Annotated in this window: 17 protein-coding genes; 4 read left to right on the forward strand and 13 right to left on the reverse strand. The window is 71.7% G+C overall.

Going from position 1 to position 17,769, the window contains the following annotated elements; translation table 11 throughout:
- Positions 1–111: 111 nt before the first annotated feature.
- A complete protein-coding gene (gene argG, locus ACFVH5_RS33135) occupies positions 112–1,566 on the reverse strand; it encodes an argininosuccinate synthase (RefSeq protein WP_385837404.1) in 1,455 nt (484 codons plus the stop codon).
- Between the two features lie 194 nt (positions 1,567–1,760).
- Here argG and ACFVH5_RS33140 point away from each other — a divergent pair, with 194 nt between their 5' ends.
- Positions 1,761–2,369 (forward strand): YciI family protein, encoded by a 609-nt coding sequence (locus ACFVH5_RS33140; RefSeq protein ID WP_385837405.1) that lies wholly within the window; start codon positions 1,761–1,763, stop codon positions 2,367–2,369.
- 31 nt (positions 2,370–2,400) lie between these two features.
- On the opposite strand, the gene ACFVH5_RS33145 is transcribed toward ACFVH5_RS33140, so the two are convergent.
- The 3 genes from ACFVH5_RS33145 to ACFVH5_RS33155 form a co-directional block, all read right to left on the reverse strand.
- Positions 2,401–2,742: an SCO4225 family membrane protein gene (locus tag ACFVH5_RS33145; RefSeq protein WP_385837406.1), complete on the reverse strand. Its 342-nt coding sequence runs from the start codon at positions 2,740–2,742 to the stop codon at positions 2,401–2,403.
- 135 nt (positions 2,743–2,877) lie between these two features.
- Positions 2,878–3,975, reverse strand: coding sequence for a M23 family metallopeptidase (locus tag ACFVH5_RS33150; RefSeq protein ID WP_385837407.1), 1,098 nt, complete (start codon positions 3,973–3,975; stop codon positions 2,878–2,880).
- Between the two features lie 295 nt (positions 3,976–4,270).
- Positions 4,271–4,927: a TetR/AcrR family transcriptional regulator gene (locus ACFVH5_RS33155; protein WP_385837408.1), complete on the reverse strand. Its 657-nt coding sequence runs from the start codon at positions 4,925–4,927 to the stop codon at positions 4,271–4,273.
- Positions 4,928–5,114: 187 nt separating this feature from the next.
- On the opposite strand from ACFVH5_RS33155, the gene ACFVH5_RS33160 reads away from it, so the two are divergent.
- The gene (locus ACFVH5_RS33160) at positions 5,115–6,146 is read left to right on the forward strand and encodes a medium chain dehydrogenase/reductase family protein (protein ID WP_385837409.1); all 1,032 of its coding nucleotides are present in this window, start codon (positions 5,115–5,117) and stop codon (positions 6,144–6,146) included.
- A 49-nt stretch (positions 6,147–6,195) separates the two neighbouring features.
- Here the strand turns inward: ACFVH5_RS33160 and ACFVH5_RS33165 are convergent, their stop codons facing one another.
- From ACFVH5_RS33165 to ACFVH5_RS33175, 3 genes are all read right to left on the reverse strand, one after another.
- Positions 6,196–7,311 carry an AI-2E family transporter gene (locus tag ACFVH5_RS33165; protein WP_385837410.1) on the reverse strand — a complete coding sequence of 372 codons (1,116 nt, stop codon included), beginning with the start codon at positions 7,309–7,311 and terminating at the stop codon, positions 6,196–6,198.
- A gap of 95 nt (positions 7,312–7,406) precedes the next feature.
- Positions 7,407–10,625, reverse strand: a complete 3,219-nt coding sequence (locus ACFVH5_RS33170) for an alpha-L-rhamnosidase (protein ID WP_385837411.1) — start codon at positions 10,623–10,625, stop codon at positions 7,407–7,409.
- Between the two features lie 582 nt (positions 10,626–11,207).
- On the reverse strand, positions 11,208–11,726 hold the full coding sequence (locus tag ACFVH5_RS33175) for an adenylate kinase (RefSeq protein WP_385837412.1): 519 nt from the start codon (positions 11,724–11,726) through the stop codon (positions 11,208–11,210).
- Between the two features lie 516 nt (positions 11,727–12,242).
- Between ACFVH5_RS33175 and ACFVH5_RS33180 the strand changes: the two genes are divergently transcribed.
- Both ACFVH5_RS33180 and ACFVH5_RS33185 read left to right on the forward strand, forming a co-directional pair.
- Complete coding sequence (locus tag ACFVH5_RS33180) at positions 12,243–12,386, forward strand: hypothetical protein (RefSeq protein ID WP_225890861.1); 144 nt, start codon at positions 12,243–12,245, stop codon at positions 12,384–12,386.
- Between the two features lie 95 nt (positions 12,387–12,481).
- Positions 12,482–12,709, forward strand: coding sequence for a hypothetical protein (locus ACFVH5_RS33185; protein ID WP_385837413.1), 228 nt, complete (start codon positions 12,482–12,484; stop codon positions 12,707–12,709).
- Between the two features lie 272 nt (positions 12,710–12,981).
- Here the strand turns inward: ACFVH5_RS33185 and lysA are convergent, their stop codons facing one another.
- From lysA to modB, 6 genes are all read right to left on the reverse strand, one after another.
- A complete protein-coding gene (gene lysA / locus ACFVH5_RS33190; RefSeq protein WP_385837414.1) occupies positions 12,982–14,364 on the reverse strand; it encodes a diaminopimelate decarboxylase in 1,383 nt (460 codons plus the stop codon).
- 13 nt (positions 14,365–14,377) lie between these two features.
- Entirely contained in the window at positions 14,378–14,821 is a 444-nt protein-coding gene (locus ACFVH5_RS33195; protein WP_385837415.1) for an SAV_915 family protein, read from the reverse strand.
- A gap of 195 nt (positions 14,822–15,016) precedes the next feature.
- Positions 15,017–15,436, reverse strand: a complete 420-nt coding sequence (locus ACFVH5_RS33200; protein WP_385837416.1) for a molybdopterin-binding protein — start codon at positions 15,434–15,436, stop codon at positions 15,017–15,019.
- Positions 15,437–15,569: 133 nt separating this feature from the next.
- On the reverse strand, positions 15,570–15,692 hold the full coding sequence (locus tag ACFVH5_RS33205) for a hypothetical protein (protein WP_385837417.1): 123 nt from the start codon (positions 15,690–15,692) through the stop codon (positions 15,570–15,572).
- 64 nt (positions 15,693–15,756) lie between these two features.
- Positions 15,757–16,875: an ABC transporter ATP-binding protein gene (locus ACFVH5_RS33210; RefSeq protein WP_385837418.1), complete on the reverse strand. Its 1,119-nt coding sequence runs from the start codon at positions 16,873–16,875 to the stop codon at positions 15,757–15,759.
- Positions 16,872–17,636 carry a molybdate ABC transporter permease subunit gene (gene modB, locus ACFVH5_RS33215; RefSeq protein ID WP_385837431.1) on the reverse strand — a complete coding sequence of 255 codons (765 nt, stop codon included), beginning with the start codon at positions 17,634–17,636 and terminating at the stop codon, positions 16,872–16,874. The genes ACFVH5_RS33210 and modB overlap by 4 nt, the downstream gene beginning before the upstream one ends.
- Positions 17,637–17,769: the final 133 nt, after the last annotated feature.

Raw genomic sequence — 17,769 nt, forward strand, 5'->3', positions numbered from 1 at the left:
TTTTACCACCCCGCCGCCCAGTGTGCCGCCGGTTGTAAGGTGGGTGGGGGGGGCGGGGGGGTGTGGGGGCGGGCCCCACCCGTCAGTCGTTCGTCGCGCCGCGGCGGGACATCAGTCCGTGCCGAACTCCATCGCCGCGCGGTCCAGCAGCTCGTCGTCCTCGGAGACCTCGCCGCGGGAGGCGATGGCCTCGGCGCCGCCCTGCGGCATCTCCGGCATGCTGCCGATCAGCCCGGTCGAGGCCGCCTGGGCGGCACCGATGGAGGGGCTGCCCGTGCCGATCAGGCCGAGCCCGGCGTACTGCTCCAGCTTGGCGCGCGAGTCCGCGATGTCGAGGTTGCGCATGGTGAGCTGGCCGATCCGGTCCACCGGGCCGAACGCCGAGTCCTCGGTGCGCTCCATGGACAGCTTGTCCGGGTGGTAGCTGAACGCCGGGCCGCGGGTGTCGAGGATCGAGTAGTCCTCGCCGCGCCGCAGCCGCAGGGTCACCTCGCCGGTGATGGCCGCGCCGACCCAGCGCTGCAGCGACTCGCGCACCATCAGGGCCTGCGGGTCCAGCCACCGGCCCTCGTACATGAGCCGGCCGAGGCGCCGTCCCTCGTTGTAGTACTGGGCGATCGTGTCCTCGTTGTGGATCGCGTTGACCAGGCGCTCGTACGCGGCGTGCAGCAGGGCCATGCCCGGCGCCTCGTAGATACCGCGGCTCTTGGCCTCGATGATCCGGTTCTCGATCTGGTCCGACATGCCCATGCCGTGGCGGCCGCCGATGGCGTTGGCCTCCATCACCAGGTCGACGGCGGAGGCGAACTCCTTGCCGTTGATCGTGACCGGGCGGCCCTGGTCGAAGCCGATCGTCACGTCCTCGGTGAGGATCTCGACCTCGGGGTCCCAGAACCGGACGCCCATGATCGGCTCCACGGTCTCGATGCCCGTGTCCAGGTGCTCCAGGGTCTTGGCCTCGTGGGTGGCGCCCCAGATGTTGGCGTCGGTGGAGTACGCCTTCTCCGTGCTGTCGCGGTAGGGCAGGTCATGGGCGACCAGCCACTCCGACATCTCCTTGCGGCCGCCGAGCTCGGTCACGAAGTCCGCGTCGAGCCAGGGCTTGTAGATCCGCAGATGCGGGTTGGCGAGCAGCCCGTACCGGTAGAAGCGCTCGATGTCGTTGCCCTTGAAGGTCGAGCCGTCGCCCCAGATCTGGACGTCGTCCTCAAGCATCGCCCGGACCAGCAGGGTGCCGGTGACGGCACGGCCCAGCGGCGTGGTGTTGAAGTAGGCACGCCCGCCCGAGCGGATGTGGAACGCCCCGCAGGTGAGCGCGGCGAGTCCCTCCTCGACCAGCGCGGCACGGCAGTCGACGAGACGCGCGAGTTCGGCACCGTAGGCCTTGGCGCGGCCGGGCACCGAGGCGATGTCGGGCTCGTCGTACTGGCCGATGTCGGCGGTGTAGGTGCACGGAACGGCGCCCTTGTCGCGCATCCACGCGACCGCGACCGAGGTGTCGAGTCCGCCGGAGAAGGCGATACCGACGCGCTCGCCGGCGGGAAGGGAGGTGAGGACCTTAGACATAGGAAGATTATGCATCAGCTCGCATGAACATGCAACGAGGGGGTCGAGCGGCGGGCGCGTGCCCACGGATGCCCGTCTCCGACGGCCGCTGTCCGCCGTAATTCCGTGCCGCGCGGAACGGGCGTTGGTACCATCCGTTGCCGCCCGGCGCGGCCGAACGGGTGAACCTGTGGAGGGTGAGGTGCGGAGGCGGGATGGAGTACTTCTTCTACTGCCGTGACCGGCCAGGATCCATGCCGCTGCGGTGGGAGCTGAACGAGGCGCACTGGGCGTTCATGGACCGGTACGCCGAGGAGATGATCGCGCGCGGTCCCACGCTCGGCGCCGACGGCGAGACGGCGACCGGCAGCATGCACATCGTCGACCTCCCCGACGCGGCAGCCGCGCACGCGTTCGCGTTCGACGAGCCCAACTACAAGGCCGGTGTCTACGAGGATGTCCTGATACGCCGCTGGAAGAACACCCTCGGCCGCACGATGTGGCAGTACGGAAGCGGGACGCCCGGCTTCCGGCGCTTCCTGATCATCGCGCACGGGGTGCCGGGCGCGACCGCGGCCCGCGACGCCCTGGAGGCGGACCACCACCGCCATCTCGACCGCCACCACCGTGAACGCCTCATCGCGTACGGCCCGTTGCTCTCCCCGGACGGCACCGACTGGATGGGCACGGCCCTGCTGGTCGAACTGCCGGACCGGGACGCCGCCGAAGCCATGATGGCGGACGAACCGTACGCCCGCGCCGGGCTGTACCGGAGCGTCGAGATCCACGACTGGCGGTTCGGCGGGCGCCCCGCCGCCGAGTGAGGCGCCGGACCCGGCCGCCTCCGGGCCGGGTTCAGGCGCGGTGCGGGCGGAACCCGCCCCGCAGGCGGGTGCGTACGGACTGCTGGAGCAGGCCGAGGGCGAACGACTGGAACAGGCCGGAGGCGACCATCCCGGCCGTGTTGAACGCGACCGACGCCCTGGTGTCGAGCATCGGGTCGAGCCAGATGTCCACCACCGTCACCAGTCCGGAGGCGGGCGCGGTGAAGAGCGCCGGCCACACCCAGATCAGGCCGGGATCCTCGGCGAACCTCGTGACGGCCGAAGCGACGACGATGGACCCGCCCACGACGGTCAGGTAGACCGCCGACGTGGGATTGGCGAAGGTCAGACGGGCGACGGTACGCGTGTTCATGAAGTCCTCCCCCAGGACTCGGAACTCGGATCTGCCCTCATGGTCCGGCGGAGGCGCGGCTTCGTCCTGAGTACGCGTACTCAGGACGAAGGGCGGCGGGAGGACCGCCGGGTCACCGCGCCGGAACCGCCCGGCTCAGGAGCTGGGCCTGAGCCACGGCAGGGGATCGGTGTAGTACCCGTCGAGAACCACCTCGAAGTGCAGATGGGGGCCGGTGGACAGTCCCGTCGAGCCGACCAGCCCGACCGGCGTCCCGGCGTCCACCGCCTGGCCGACGGACACCTGGAGGGCCAGCAGATGGCTGTACGTCGTCTCCAGCCGCTTGCCGTCGATGGTGCCGTGGTCGATCACCACGCGGTTGCCGTACGCCTTGGTCATCGCCGCGAACACGACCTGGCCCTTCGACGCGGCGGAGACCTGCGCCCCCTGGGGCGAGGCGAAGTCGACGCCGGTGTGCAGTTTCGTCACGCCGGTGAGCGGGTGTTCGCGTGATCCGAAGGGCGAGGTGACGGTGAGGTTCGCGACCGGCGCGGCCAGTACGGCGCCCGGCACCTGGTTCACGGCGCCGCCGCCCGAACTCTCCCGGTCGACCGACTTGTAGCGCGAGGACAGCGACTTCACCTCGTCGATGTAGGCCTCCGCGTCGCCGGGTACGCGGCCCGCCTTCACCACGGCGTCCGTGCCCGACGCGTACGCGGCGAGGGTGAGGTTCACCAGGTCCCCGGTGACGGTTCCCTCGGTCCTGAGGTCGGTCACCTTCTCGGCGAGGGAGCAGTCCTGCCGGCCGAGCGCCATCATGGCGTCCGCCGGATCGCGGGGGGAGGAACGGCCGTTGCCGTCGTCGTCCTTGCCCCACTTCTTCCACTGGGCGTCCGTGAACGCGGCGATGCCCTTCTCGCCCGACAGCGCTCCCGTGTCGTTGCTCCACCCGGAGAGCCGGTCGATCTGGGCGGCCAGCACCGACGGCTTGACGACCTTGCAGTCCGCGACCGCCTTGCGGAGCCAGGGGATGTACGAGGCGTCCACGTGGGTCGTGGCGGTCGGGTCGGGGTCGGAACCCTGGGGCCAGGCGTCGTCGAGGCCGCCGGTGTAGGCCAGGAAGCCGGCCACCCCCATCAGGGCGACCAGCCCCGGCAGGACGAGCAGCGTGAACGGTCCGGGGCCGCGGCGGGCGCGCTTGGGACGCTGTTTCTGTGACTCCTCGACGGGCTCTCCGGCCGCCGCTTCGGCCACTGGCCCGGATGCCGGTGCGGCTGCCGGTCCGGCCCCGTCTTTGGATACCGGTCCGGCTGTCTCCCCGACTGTCTCCTCGGCCTCACTTCCGCCGGCCGGTGCCGTGCGGGTGCCGGCCGTCCCCGTTTCGTCCAACCGGCCGTCAATCACCGGCGAACTCCCCCTGCACCGCGCCGAGTTCCGCGGCGATCCCTATGGTCATGATGCTCACGCGCACGAGGCTAACGTGCCGCCCCGCGGGTATCACGAGGCGGGGAGGCACAGGCGCCTGCCCGAACGGGCAGACCTTCCGGGGTCAGTGTGCCGACGCCTTGGTCAGCTCGTCGAGTTCGGCCGCGAAGAACAGCGCGGGGTCGAACTCCATGCCCGTGAACTGACCCGCGAGTTCGAGGGACAGTACACCGTGCAGCCGGGTCCAGAAGGTCAGTGCCCGGTGCAGGGTCGCGGGCCCGGCGGGATGGTCGCCCGCCCACTGCCGGTGCTCTTCGAGGTGCGAACCGAACGGCGTCCCGGGGGAGTCCGAGGGCAGCGCGGCGCAGGCGTCCAGCAGGGTCGTCATGATCTCGCGCGCGATCCCGGTGATGTCGTCGGGCGCGTGGTAGCCGGGCACGGGCGTGCCGTAGACGAGGAAGTAGCGGTGTGGGTCCTGAAGGGCCCAGCCACGCAGCGCGTACGCCAGCGCGGACACGTCGGGGCCGCCGGCGGCGGTCGCGCGGAAGGTGTCGGCGAGGCTGCGGTACGCGTCCCGGATCAGCTCGGTGATCAGTTCGTCGCGGTTGGCGAAGTACCGGTAGAGCGCGGGTCCGCTCATGCCCATCCGCTTGGCGATCGCGTTGAGGGAGAGCGCGGACGCCCCCGCCGCGGCGAGCTGTTCCCAGGCGTGCGCCTTGATCTCCGCGCGTACCTGGGCGCGGTAGCGCTCGCGCGGGGTCTCGGTGCCCGTGTCCGCCATGGCCTACCGCCTTCCGTCTCTGTCCGTCTCTGTGACTGCCGGTGTCCGTGTCTGCGCATCGTATTTAGTTAGAGGCTATCACCAACGTTATTGACTCTATCGCCTTCCTTGCGTTACAACTTCTAACGAACGCGAGAAGCAGTCAGTCGAGTGCGGCGCAGCCGAGTGCGCCGCGATGGAGGTCGTCATGAACGCCGAAGGACTCGTCGAGGTCGTCCTGCCGGGCAAGGTGGCGCCGGAAGGGCTTCGGATCAGGCGCGGAACCGTCCCCGTCGCGGGTCCCGGCCAGGTCCTGATCCGGATGGAGGCGACCGGGGTCTCCTTCGCCGAACAGCAGATGCGCCGGGGCCGCTACTACGACCAGCCGCCGTTCCCCTTCGTACCCGGATACGACCTGGTCGGGACGGTGCTGGCCACGGGTGAGGGCGTCGAGCCGGACCTGGCCGGCACCCGGGTGGCGGCCCTGCTGAAGGTCGGCGGCTGGTCCACCCATGTGCTCGTCGACGCGGCCGACGTGGTGGAGGTGCCCGACGGGATCGGCGCGGCACAGGCGGAGACCCTGGTGCTCAACGGCATCACCGCCTGGCAGATGCTCCACCGCAAGGCACGCGTCCGCGCGGGCCGGACCGTCCTGGTGCTCGGTGCCAACGGCGGTGTCGGCTCGGTCCTCGTCCAACTCGCCCTGGCTGCGGGCGTGAAGGTGATCGGCACGGCGTCCGCACGCCACCACGAGGCGCTCGTCGCCAAGGGTGTGGTTCCCGTCGACTACCGCACGGAGGATGTCGCCGCGCGCGTCCGGGAACTCGCCCCCGGCGGGGTGGACGCCGTCTTCGACCACGTCGGCGGCCGGGGCATCGTCGACTCCTGGCGCCTCCTCGCGCCCGGCGGGACCCTCGTCGCCTACGGCAGTGCCTCCACCCGCGACGACGAGGGCTCCAAGCAGTGGCCCGTGTTCAAGCTGCTCGGCCGGGTGTGGCTGTGGAACGCGCTGCCCAACCGCCGCCGCGCCTGCTTCTACAACGTCTGGGCCGGCCGGGCCCTGGGCAAGAACCGGTTCAGGGCCCGGCTGCGCACCGACCTCACCCAGGTCTTCGCGGCGTTCCGGCGCGGGGAGGTCACGGCCCAGATCGCCGCCCAACTCCCCCTCGTCAAGGCCGCCGACGCACTGCGCCTGGCCGAATCCGGCACGGTCGCCGGCAAGGTCGTACTGAACCCGTAGGCGGGCGACTCGCGCCCGCGGCAGGGGTCGGCCGCGGCGGCGGGGGCCCTCAGGAGGGGACGGTGCCGTCGCTCTGCGGTTCCAGGGTGTCCGGTTCCTGGGGTGGCTCGCTGAGCTGCTCGCGCAGGTAGTTCCAGAACACGGCGATCATCGCGGCGACCGGGACGGCGAGCAGACTGCCCACCACGCCCGCCAGGCTGCCGCCGAGCGTCACCGCCAGCAGGATCACCGCCGCGTGCAGCCCGAGCCCACGGCTCTGGATCATGGGCTGGAAGACGTTCCCCTCCAACTGCTGCACCGCGAGGATGATCGCCAGCACGATCAGCGCGTCCGTCAGACCGTTCGACACCAGGGCGATGAGCACCGCGACGAACCCGGCGAACAGGGCGCCCACGATCGGCACGAACGCCGAGACGAAGGTCAGCACCGCCAGCGGGAGCACCAGCGGCACGCCCACGACCCACAGGCCGATACCGATGAAGACGGCGTCGAGCAGACCCACGGCGGCCTGCGACCGTACGAACGACCCCAGGGTGTCCCAGGTGCGCGAGGCCACGGTCGGGACGTCGACGGCGAGCCGGCCGGGCAGCTGACGGGCGAGCCACGGCAGGAACCGCGGGCCGTCCTTGAGGAAGAAGAACATCAGGAACAGCGCCAGGACGGCGGTGACCAGACCGTCGACCACGGCGCTCACGCCCGAGACGACCGTGCCGACCACACTCCCGGCGCTCTTCTGGAAACGCTCGACAGCACTGTCCACGGCACCCGAGATCTGGGCGTCCTCGACGTTCAGCGGCGGTCCGGCGGCCCAGTCACGGACCTTGTGCACGCCGTCCACGACCCTGTCGGTCAACTCACCCGACTGGGAGGCCACCGGGACCGCGATCAGCGCGACCACCGCGGCGGCGAGCACCAGGAACAGCACGGTCACCAAGGAGGCCGCCAGGGCGGGAGGCCACCCGCGCCGGCGCAGGAAACGGGCCATGGGCCAGGTCAGTGTGGTCAGCAGGAGGCCCACTATGAGTGGCCAGACCACGGACCACATCTGGCCCAGGAGCCAGAGAGCCACCGCGGTCATCACCAGAACCAGCAGCAGCTCGACGGAAATACGCGCCGATGCGCGCAGCGCGGCGCGGGATCTGGCGTAACTCAACGAAGCAGACATGCGAGCACCATAGGGGCAGGTCGGCGCGCTTCCGCGGAGCCCCGCCAACGCGGCGGCGTCCAAGGTGTGTTGGACGCCGCCGCGTGACGGCCGTGCTACGCGCTGAAGCGGTGGGTGCCGGAACCGACCCGGTACACCGCGCAGCCGTCCTCACTGCGCAGGAAGGCCGCGGTGGTGTGGGTGACCTTGTGCGGAGCGTCCGCGGGGATCCACACCTCGGCGGTGGTGTTGGGCGGCACGGAGCACGTCAGGACGAACGTGCCGGACCGCAGCCGCCACTCGGTGGAGACGGGGCCGCGGACCGAGGCGAACGTGGCGCGGGCGGAGGTGACGCCCCCGCCCGGCCGCGGCCGGACGACGATCTCGCGGTAGCCGGGCCGGCCCGCCGCGATACCGGCGATGTTCGTGTACATCCACTCGCCCACCGACCCGTAGGCGTAGTGGTTGAAGGAGTTCATGCCCGGGTCCTCGAAGCTGCCGTCGGGCCGGATGGAGTCCCAGTGCTCCCACATCGTGGTCGAGCCCTTGTCGATCTGATAGCCCCAGCTGGGATACGAACGCTGCGCGAGCAGCCGGTGGGCGACATCGGTGTGCCCGGTCTCGGTGAGCACGGGCAGCAGCCGGGGCGTACCCAGGAAGCCCGTCGACAGATGCCAGTCCCTGGCCTCGATCAGCGCGACGAGCCGGTCGGCCGCCGCCGTCCGCAGCCCGTCCGGCAGCAGATCCATCGACAGGGCCAGCACGTACGCCGTCTGCGTGTCGCCCTTCACCCGGCCCTCGGCGGTGACATAGGCCTTCTGGAACGCGGCGCGTACCCGCCCGAAGAGATCGGTGTAGGGGGCGGGGTCCTTGTCGAGTTCCTTCGCGATACGGGCCGCGAGGTCGGCGCTGTGGGCGAAGTAGGCGGTGGCGATGACGTCCTTGGGTGTCTCGTCCTCGACGTTCAGCCAGTCCCCGTACCCGGCGGCCGGCCGCAGCAGTCCGCTGCTGTTCTTCTCCAGGTACTTCAGCCAGGCCTGTACGGAGGACCACGCGTCCTCCAGGACCTGCCGGTCGCCGTACGCCTGGTACAGCGACCAGGGGACCGTGACACCCGCGTCGCCCCAGCCCGCCACACCGTTGCCTACCGTGCCCACCATGGGTGCCACGTCCGTGAAGGCGCCCTCCGCGGTCTGTCCGTCGCGCAGGTCCACGAGCCACTTGGTCAGGAAGCGGGCGGACTCCATCGTGTAGGCGGCCGTCGGCGCGAAGACGTTGATGTCACCCGTCCAGCCCAGACGTTCGTCACGCGCGGGTGTGTCCGTCGGGATGGAGAGGAAGTTGCCGCGCTGCCCCCAGGTGATGTTGCTGTGCAGGGTGTTGAGCATCGGGACATCGGTCTCGAAGTCGAACGTGAAGGGCGCGGACGTGTGCATCACCCGACCGGTGAGGTCTCCCGCCGAGGGAGTGCCCGGATACCCGGTCACCTCGACATAGCGGAAACCGTGGAAGGTGAACCGCGGCTCGTACGTCTCCCGCCCACCGCCCTTGAGCGTGTACGTGTCGGTCGCCGCGGCGGTGCGCAGGTTCGCCGTGTAGAGGGTGCCGTCGGAGTTGAGCACCTCGGCATGCCTCAGCCGGACGGTCGTGCCGGCCGCGCCCGAGACCCGCAGCCGCACCGAACCGACCATGTTCTGGCCCAGGTCGAAGACGAAGACACCCGGCTTGGGCTGGGTCACCTTCCGGACCGCGAGTTCCTTGGCCACCCGGACCGCGCCGTCCACCTGGGCCTCGATCCGGGGCGGAGCGGCGTCGGCGGCGGTGCGCACCGCGTCGAGCCAGGCCCCGTCGTCGAAGCCGGGCGAGGTCCAGCCGGCGGTCTCCTTGCGCGCGTCGTACGTCTCGCCGCTCAGCAGGTCGGCGGCGACGATCGGCCCCGCGGCGGCCCGCCAGTCGCTGTCCGAGACGATGCTCTCGCGCGTCCCGTCGGTGTACTCGATCTCCAACTGGGCCAGCAGCGCCGGGCGTTCGCCGTACTGGTGCGGCCCGAACATACCGACGTTGCCCGCGTACCAGCCCGGTGCCACATACGCGCCGATGGCGTTGGCCCCGGACCGTACGAGCGAGGTGACGTCGTAGGTCTGGTAGTGGACGCGTTCGCGGTAGTCGGTCCAGCCGGGCGCGAGCTGGTCGCGGCCCACGCGGCGGCCGTTGAGGTGGGCTTCGTAGACGCCGAGGGCCGTGGCGTACAGCCGGGCGCGTTCGACCTTCTTGCGCGGGAGCCTGAACTCGTGCCGCAACTGGTTGGCCGCGTACGACGCGGGGACGACCCTCCCCCACGGGCCGGCGCCCCACGCGGCCGCCACCTTCGCCGCCGGCCAGGCACCGTCGTCGAAGTCGGTGCCGCGCCAGCCGGCCGCGGGCTCCTTGTCGGTCGATCTCCAGGCGTCGTCGGTGACGATCCGCCGCTCGCCGGACGCCGTGTGGAGAGTGAGGGTCGCGACCAGCCCGGCAGGCCCCTCGGACGCGTTGGTCGCCGACACCGCCAGGACGTTCCTGCCCGTACGCAGCTGGGCGAGGACCTCGACGACGGCGGGGCGGCGCCAGCCGTCGTGGTCCGTCTCAAGATCGGTGCGGGCCACTTCGGTGCCGTTGACGGAGACGGTGTAGACGTTGTCGGCGCTGATGGCCAGCGTCGCCGCCGTGACCGCGTCGGGGAGATCGAGGGTGCGGCGGAACCAACGGGTGACCGCGGGGGCGCTGTTGGCGGGATCACCCTCGGGGAACCAGATCCAGGAGCTGCCTTCGAGCGTCGGCGCGTCGGTGAGGACCGGGGGAGCGGAGACCCACTTCGCGGTCCACTGCGCGGAGTCCAGGAGTCCGGTCTCCCACCACGACGGCTCGCTCCAGTCCGAGGCGCCGCCGTTCGCGTCCCACACGCGCACGGACCAGAAGTACCGGGTGCGCGGCTTGAGTTGCGGGCCCGCGTACGGGACGAGGACGGACTCGGCGGACACGACCTTTCCGCTGTCCCAGACATCCGGCTTCGGCAGCCGCGAGGCGCTGGAGGCCACGCGTATCTGGTAGCCGCTCTGGCGCGCGCCCGGCTCGTCCGAGGCCATCGGCCAGCTCAGCCGGGGGTGTTGCGCGTCGATGCCCAGCGGGTGTCGCACGTACTCGACGGTCGGCGCGGTGACGCGCAGGGCGCTGCGACGGGCGCCTGCCCCGGCCGGTGCGGACGAGGGGGCGGCCATGGCGGATCCGGCGCCGGCGGAGGTCGCCGTGACGGCCATCGCCGCCGCCGTACCCGCCAGAATGTTCCTCCTGCTGATCACTGCGGCTCCTCAGGAAGTAAGGATGAATCGATTCACTGCGGGTGAACGTAGGGGCGTGCGAGGCGAGGGTCAATGAGCGTGCAACACATTCTTGACGGGACGTCGGATGTGGTCGCTGCTCCGGAGGGGCCCGATACGTCGGGGGCATCGGCGATTGAACGGTTTCAATCGGTCGACGCTTTTTCGATGCTGTCGCGATGGTTGCGCTCGGCAGTGCGGAGGTGATTCTGTGAGCGGTCGGTGAGCCGGAAAGCGCCCTGGGTGCGGGGGAGTCCACCGGCATGTCGAGGGCTGCCTCGGCGCTGTGGTGGGGCCGTGGTGAGGTCGTGGCCAGGCCATGGCGAGGTCGTGGCCAGGTCGGATCGGAGACCGGTGGAGGGCGGTGGCGGCCGGGTCGGAAACGGTGGGGCTGTCGGCCGGATCGAAGACGGTGGGACGGCTGGGCGGGTCAAAGCCGGTAGGACGGCTGGGCGGGTTGAAGCCCGTGGGGCTGTCGGCCGGGGGTGAAACCGGTGGGGCTGTCGGCCGGGTGCGTTTCGTGCATGATCCCGCGCGGTGTCGCGTCGGGCCGCTTCGGTCAGATCACATGGACGCCAGCCACGCCGCGGTGTCGCGGGGGCGGGAGAACCGGAGCGTGTCGAGGGGCGTGAACCGGGGATCGCGCGTCCGGCGTTCGATCTCCTGGCGTCGGCCCGCGTGTTGGGACCAGGCCCACCAGGCCGGGTGCTCCTTGCTCAGCCAGCCCGCCCAGGTCTCCCTGTTGCCGCCGAAGAGACTCTCGCGGGTGACGGTGCGCCGGACGGAGCGGCGAAGGACCCGGGGCATGACCACGCGCTTCCCGTAGTCGAGCCACAGGACGGTGTCCGCCCGGTCCCAGAGCAGATCCCGCACCTCGGGATAACCGAGCGAGTCGACGATCCAGCGGGGTTCGGACGTGAGGTGTGCAACCTCCTCGGCCAGGGTGTCGTTGGCAGCCCAGTCCGGACCCGTGAAATAGAGCGCGTCCATCTCGTAATAGGGCAGGTCCAAGCGCTCGCCCACCGCCCGGGCGAGCGTGGACTTGCCCGCACCCGTGACACCCACTACCAAGATCCGTTTCACGGGCGCAGCCTATAGCGGTGCCGGTTCGGCCGAATCGGGGGCCTTCGCACCGGGTTGCGCGGCGGACACGGCGGCGCGCAACCCGGTGCGAAACGGCTGGGCTCCCGGTCGGCCCGGCGGCCCCACGCGGTGGATCACCGTGCGCGCCGGTCGGGCCGACCCGCTCCGGCGACGATCGACCAGAAAGCGATCCTGACCTGCTGAAACATGGCTCGGAAGCCCGCTCCGGCGGGTGGTCCGCAGGCGCCTTGGACGTCCCGCGACCTCGGCCGCGAGCGTCGCCCCGGAGACACGGATCACCCATCCACATCACTTCGCGCACCGCGCCCTTTCGTTCTCGGGGCGCCGATAGGATCTAATGGGCAGTAGCGCGCGAGGTAGGCAGGTACCGATGCTCATCGGTCGACAGCTCCGCCTCTGATCCGCGCGACTCCCGACTCCGGATGGTTTTGGATGCCTGCCTCTTCGCATCGCGACCCTGCACGTCCCGTTCAGGACGCGGCGGCCTCGTCTGCCGTGCCCCAGCACCACGGTCTGTTCCTCCAGCCGCAGTACACCATCGAGCTGCCGCCGCTGGACGAGGACGAGGGCGACGACACCTTCTCGCCGCCTTCGCCCCCGCCGGCGCAGCGGCGACGGGGGGCACCCCGGGCCCGCTGACCGCTCCCGCCGCCCGTCCCGCCGTGCTGTGACCAGCGACGTGTGTGCCCGGACCGGGCGGCATCGACCTGAGGGGGAGAGACACCCTGGATCCCGTGGAACGCGCACTGATCGTGGTGCACCGGCCCGCCGCGAGCGGCGGCCGACGCGTGAGCGTGCACCGGGACGGCGGGGCCGAGATCCTGGGGCTGGCCCACTCCGACCACGATCTGATCGTGTTCCTGGAGGCCGCCGGACTGTCCTCCCCGGCCGAGCTGCTGGACGATCCCGGCTGGGTGGAATGGCGTGGCGGGGGACCGCACGAGTGGGGGTCCGCGCCGTAGGCGCGGTTGCCCCCGATGTCAGCTCGTCTCCGAGCGACCCGTACGAATGTGTATGAATCGGCGCCGGTCTGCGCGTGCGTCGTTCCCCGCGTCCCTCAGGGGGTGGGGGGAACGCTTGTCCAGCGGCTGCAGGCCGGTCGTGGCTGGGCGCGCAGTTCCTCGCGCCCCTTGGGCGCGTTGAAGCCGCTGCCCTCAGGGGTGAACCCGGCCCTCCGTCGGGGAATCGGCGGGGGCCGGGGCGGTGCTGACGGTGTCGCGGGTGTGCCCGGGTGCTACAGACCCACGTCGCGGCGGCTCATGTCGTCCAGTGACTCGCGGCGCACCAGCACGCGTGCGATCCCGCCCGACACCGCGACGACCGGGGGACGGCCGACCAGGTTGTATCCGGACGCCATGGACAGGTGGTAGGCCCCGGCCGCCGGGACGGCGAGGAGATCGCCGGGACGTACGTCACCAGGGAGCTCCACCTCGTCCGCGAGGACGTCACCCGCCTCGCAGTGCCGGCCCACGACCGTGACCGTACGGGGCGGTGCCGACGAGTGGCGTCCGATCAGGCGGGGCGCGTACCGGACTCCGTACAGCGCGGGTCTCGGGTTGTCGCTCATGCCGCCGTCGACGGCGACGAAGGTGTGCGTGCCGGTGCGCTTGACCGCGAGGACGTGGTAGACCGCGACCCCGGCGGGTCCGGCGATCGCCCGGCCCGGTTCCAGCATGAGTCGCGGTACGGGCAGGCGGGCCCGGGCGCAGCCGTCCGCCAGCTCCGCGTGCACACGGTCCGCGAGGACGCCCACGTCGAGGCTCGCCTCGCCCGGCCGGTAGGCGATGGCGTGCCCGCCGCCGATGTTCAGCCGGGGCAGTACGACGCCGTGCTGGTCCCGGATCCGGGCCAGCAGCCCGACCAGCCGCCGTACCGCGGACACGTAGGGCCTCACCGAGTCGATCTGCGAGCCGATGTGGCAGTGCAGGCCGACGAGTTCCAGATGCGGCTGGTCGAGTATCCGGGCCACCGCGTGCTGCGCCGACCCGTCCGTGATGGACAGGCCGAACTTCTGGTCGTCCGTACCGGTGCGTACCTTGGCGTGCCCGCCGGCCGCGATCCCCGGCACGACCCGCACCATGACCTCCTGGCGGACGTCGGCGGGCGTGATCGCGGCCAGCCTGGCGATCTCCGAGGCGCTGTCCACGACGACGATCCCGACTCCGAGCCGCAGCGCGGTGCGCAGGTCGTCGGGGCTCTTGGCGTTGCCGTGCAGCACGATCTTCCCCGGCGGGAAGCCCGTGGTGACGGCGAGCGCCAGTTCTCCGGCGGAGCAGACGTCCAGGCCCAGCCCCTCCTCCCGCACCCAGTGCGCCATCGCACGGCACAGGAACGCCTTGGCCGCGTACACGACGTCGGCCTCAGGGAACGCGGCGCGGTAGGTACGGCAGCGCTCCCGTACCTCCTGTTCGTCGAGGACGTACACGGGGGTGCCGAAACGGTCGGCGGCCTCGGTGAGGGAGACCCCGCCCACGGAGACGTCCCCGCCGGTCTCGGCGCGCGCGGAACGGGGCCAGACGGACAGTCCGTCGGTCGCGCCACCGCCGGGGAGCCGGGACAGGGCGCCGGCATCAGCGGGCAGGGAGGACGGGAGGTACGAGTGAAGGGAAACGGTCATGGCGGGCGCCTCCTCAGCCGATCAGCAGGTTCAGGTACGAGACGACGGCGGCGGCGCCGGTCACGCGCAGCGCACGGGTGTGCGGCGGGCGCCGGGCATGCCAGAGACGCCTCAGCCTGCGGGCACCTGCGCCTGCGTCGTCGGCGTCGGTGAGCGAGGCCGCGGCTGCGACCGGGGGAGCGGAGAGCTGCGGGTCGACCGTGAGGGCGGTGACGCCCAGCGGGGTGGCGAGCGCACGCAGCGCGGGTTCGGAGAGCCTGATGCAGGCCTGCTCCGTGCCCAGCGTGGCGGCCAGCCGCGCCGCCGAGGTGAATCCGACGGCCGTACGGCCACCCAGGGGAGTGCGGAAGAACCGGGCCGTGCAGCCCGCGGGCCCCGACCGGACGGGGACGAAGAGAAGTCCGGCCGGGACGCGTTCGGAGGGCTCGGGGTCCTCGCAGTGGTCGATCGCAGACATCAAGCTGCTCCTCGCAGAAGGCGATGTGCGCCGCGCGGCCGGATCGGCCGGGCGCTCCAGCGAAGCTATGCCCGCCTACCGGGGGCCGAGGCGCCTCCCTGACGGATGCTTGACGCGCGCCCCCGCTCTCGTGACGCGATCATGACGCGGGCGCGGGCGCGGACGCCGATGTGCCGGGTCCCCCGGCGCCGTCTCTCACGCCGTCGCGAGCGAGACCTCCGTCGACTTCATCAGGGCGACGACGGAGGAGCCGGTCGCCAGACCCAGGTCGGTGACGGCGTCCTTGGTGATCGCCGCGGTCAGTTCGCCGCCGTCGACCGTGATCCTGACCGAGGCCATGGCGCCGCCGGTGGTGACGTCGGTGACCGTGCCGGGCAGCTGGTTGCGGATGGACAGGCCCTCCACCGGGCCGGTGGCCACCGCGACCTCCGTCGCCTTCACCAGCGCGCGGACGGTGGAACCCTCGGCGAGGCCGAGATCCTTGACGGACTCCAGTGTGATGGCCGCGGTGAGGACCTGGCCGCCGTCGAGGCGGACCTTGACCGTCGCCATCGCCTCGCCGGTCGTGACGGAGGTGACGGTGCCGGGGATCTGGTTGCGGATGCTCAGGCTCATGACGGAACGCCTCACAGGGGAAGGGGTGGTTTGTCGCCTTTGGGTGCTGCTGGGGCCACCGTAGCCGGGCCCGACCGGGTGGCGGTTCAGGCTCCGGCGACTTCCGCGCGCCCGCTCGGGCTCCCGCTCCGGCTCAGGGCTCGACCAGGACCTTGAGACTCCTGCGGTCGGCCATGTCCTGGCACCCCGCCGGAACGCCGTCGAGGATGTCGCCATCCAGGTCCCGGTGGACACTCCGGCCCCTGGCCGGGCTCACCGACCGGCCGTGCCGAGCGGCCCGCGTAAGCCGCGTGCTTCGGGAGGCGTCCCGCGTAAGCCGGTCAGACCGGATACGCGTGGGTCTGTGTGGCCTTTACTGCCGCCCAGACCGCCGCGCCCGGGTGCAGGTCGAGTTCGGCGGCGGCGACCGTGGTCAGGTCCGCGGCGAGCGGCAGTTCTCCGGTGAGGTCGGCGCGGATCTGGTCGCCGTGGGTCTCAAGCCCCGCGACCTCGCAGGCCCAGAGGTTACGGGCGCTGACCCCGGTGGGCCGGTCGCGGTACAGGGTGACCGAGCCGGGCGGGAACGCGACGAAGACCGGGCCGCGCAGGGCCTCCGTGGTGGTGATGGACGGACCGGCGTCGAGCTGGACGGCATGCCCGTCGGCCTCGCCCCGGTAGAGGTTCAGGCCGACGAGCTGGGCGATGTAGTCCGTACGGGGACGGCGGGCGATGTCGGACGGGGCGCCCTCCTGGACGACCCGGCCGTCCTCGACCACGACCAGCCGGTCGGCCAGCACCATGGCGTCCAGCGGATCGTGCGTGACCAGCACGGCGACCGCCTCGAACTCGGCGAGATGGCGGCGCAGCTGGGCCCGTACCTCCAGCCGTGTCCGCGCGTCCAGGGCGGCCAGTGGCTCGTCGAGCAGGAGCAGCCGGGGGTGGGTGGCGAGCGCGCGGGCCAGGGCGACCCGCTGGGCCTGACCGCCGGAGAGCCGGCGCGGCTTGGCGCCGGTGTGGTCCGCGAGCCCCAGACGGGCCAGCCACTCGGCGGCCTGCGCCCGCGCCTCGGCCTTGCTCGCGCCCTGGCAGCGCGGTCCGAAGGCCACGTTGTCCAGGGCGGTCAGATGGGGGAAGAGCAGGTAGTCCTGGAAGACGACGCCGACCGGGCGGGACTCCGGCGGCGTACGCTCCAGCGCCGTGCCGTCGAGCCGCAGCCGGCCGCCGGTGAGCGGTGTCAGACCGGCCAGGGCCCGCAGGGCGGTGGTCTTGCCGGCGCCGTTCGGGCCGAGCAGGGCGACGACCTCGCCGGGTGCGACGCGCAGCGCCACATCGAGTCGGAAGGTGCCGTGCTCGACGACGAGATGCGCGTCGAGACCCGCGTCGAGGCCCGCGTCGGAGAAGTCGGCGCGTACGTCGGGGGTGGCATCGGCGGCGTCGGAGGCGTAACGGGGCTCGGTCATCCTGCTGTCATCCAACGGTCGCGCAGGCCCGCCAGCACCGCGACGGACACGGCCAGCAGGACCAGACTGAGGGCGATGGCGGCCTCCGGGTCGCTCTGCAGGGCCAGGTACACGGCCAGCGGCATGGTCTGCGTACGGCCGGGGAAGTTGCCCGCGAAGGTGATCGTCGCGCCGAACTCGCCGAGCGCCCGCGCCCATGCCAGGACCGCGCCGGCCGCGATACCGGGCGCGATCAACGGGAGCGTGACCCGGCGGAACGCGGTGAAGCGGGAGGCGCCGAGCGTGGCGGCGGCCTCCTCGTAGCGCGGGTCGGCGGCGCGGAGCGTGCCCTCGACGCTGATCACCAGGAACGGCATGGCGACGAACGCCTCGGCGATGACGACCCCGGTGGTGGTGAAGGGGAGCGTGATCCCGAAGGAGGAGTCCAGCCACTTGCCGACGATGCCGTTGCGGCCGAGCGCCATCAGCAGGGCCACACCGCCGACGACCGGCGGCAGTACGAGCGGCAGCGTGACCAGGGCCCGTACGAGGCCGCGGCCGGGGAATTCGACGCGGGCCAGCAGCCAGGCCAGCGGCACGCCGATGACCAGGCTCACCGCGGTCGCCGCCGTGGCGCAGACCAGGGACAGCCGGAGCGCCTGCCACACCTCGGCGCTGGTCAGCAGGTCCGGCAGACTCCGCCAGGGGGCGCGTACGAGCAGGGCGATCAGCGGGACGATCAGGAACGCCAGACCGATCAGCGCGGGCACCAGCAGAGGCAGCGGAACGCCCCGGCCACCGGCACCTTCGCCCGTCCGGACGCGCCGGCGCCGCGGCCCCCCCCCCCCGGGGGGGGGCCCCCGCCCGGCAGTGTAGAAGGGGCCGCTGACGCGGGGGGCGTAATAAAAACATAAG

The organism is Streptomyces sp. NPDC127119, assembly GCF_042677425.1.
In the GTDB taxonomy this organism is placed as follows: domain Bacteria; phylum Actinomycetota; class Actinomycetes; order Streptomycetales; family Streptomycetaceae; genus Streptomyces.

Excerpts from the sequence above, each read along its gene's own strand:
- ACFVH5_RS33145 (WP_385837406.1), bottom strand. The coding sequence starts at position 2,742 with ATGAACACGCGTACCGTCGCCCGTCTGACCTTCGCCAATCCCACGTCG.
- ACFVH5_RS33195 (WP_385837415.1), bottom strand. The coding sequence starts at position 14,821 with ATGTCTGCGATCGACCACTGCGAGGACCCCGAGCCCTCCGAACGCGTC.
- ACFVH5_RS33155 (WP_385837408.1), bottom strand. The coding sequence starts at position 4,927 with ATGGCGGACACGGGCACCGAGACCCCGCGCGAGCGCTACCGCGCCCAG.
- argG (WP_385837404.1), bottom strand. The coding sequence starts at position 1,566 with ATGTCTAAGGTCCTCACCTCCCTTCCCGCCGGCGAGCGCGTCGGTATC.
- ACFVH5_RS33165 (WP_385837410.1), bottom strand. The coding sequence starts at position 7,311 with ATGTCTGCTTCGTTGAGTTACGCCAGATCCCGCGCCGCGCTGCGCGCA.
- ACFVH5_RS33200 (WP_385837416.1), bottom strand. The coding sequence starts at position 15,436 with ATGAGCCTGAGCATCCGCAACCAGATCCCCGGCACCGTCACCTCCGTC.
- ACFVH5_RS33160 (WP_385837409.1), top strand. The coding sequence starts at position 5,115 with ATGAACGCCGAAGGACTCGTCGAGGTCGTCCTGCCGGGCAAGGTGGCG.
- ACFVH5_RS33140 (WP_385837405.1), top strand. The coding sequence starts at position 1,761 with ATGGAGTACTTCTTCTACTGCCGTGACCGGCCAGGATCCATGCCGCTG.
- lysA (WP_385837414.1), bottom strand. The coding sequence starts at position 14,364 with ATGACCGTTTCCCTTCACTCGTACCTCCCGTCCTCCCTGCCCGCTGAT.
- ACFVH5_RS33210 (WP_385837418.1), bottom strand. The coding sequence starts at position 16,875 with ATGACCGAGCCCCGTTACGCCTCCGACGCCGCCGATGCCACCCCCGAC.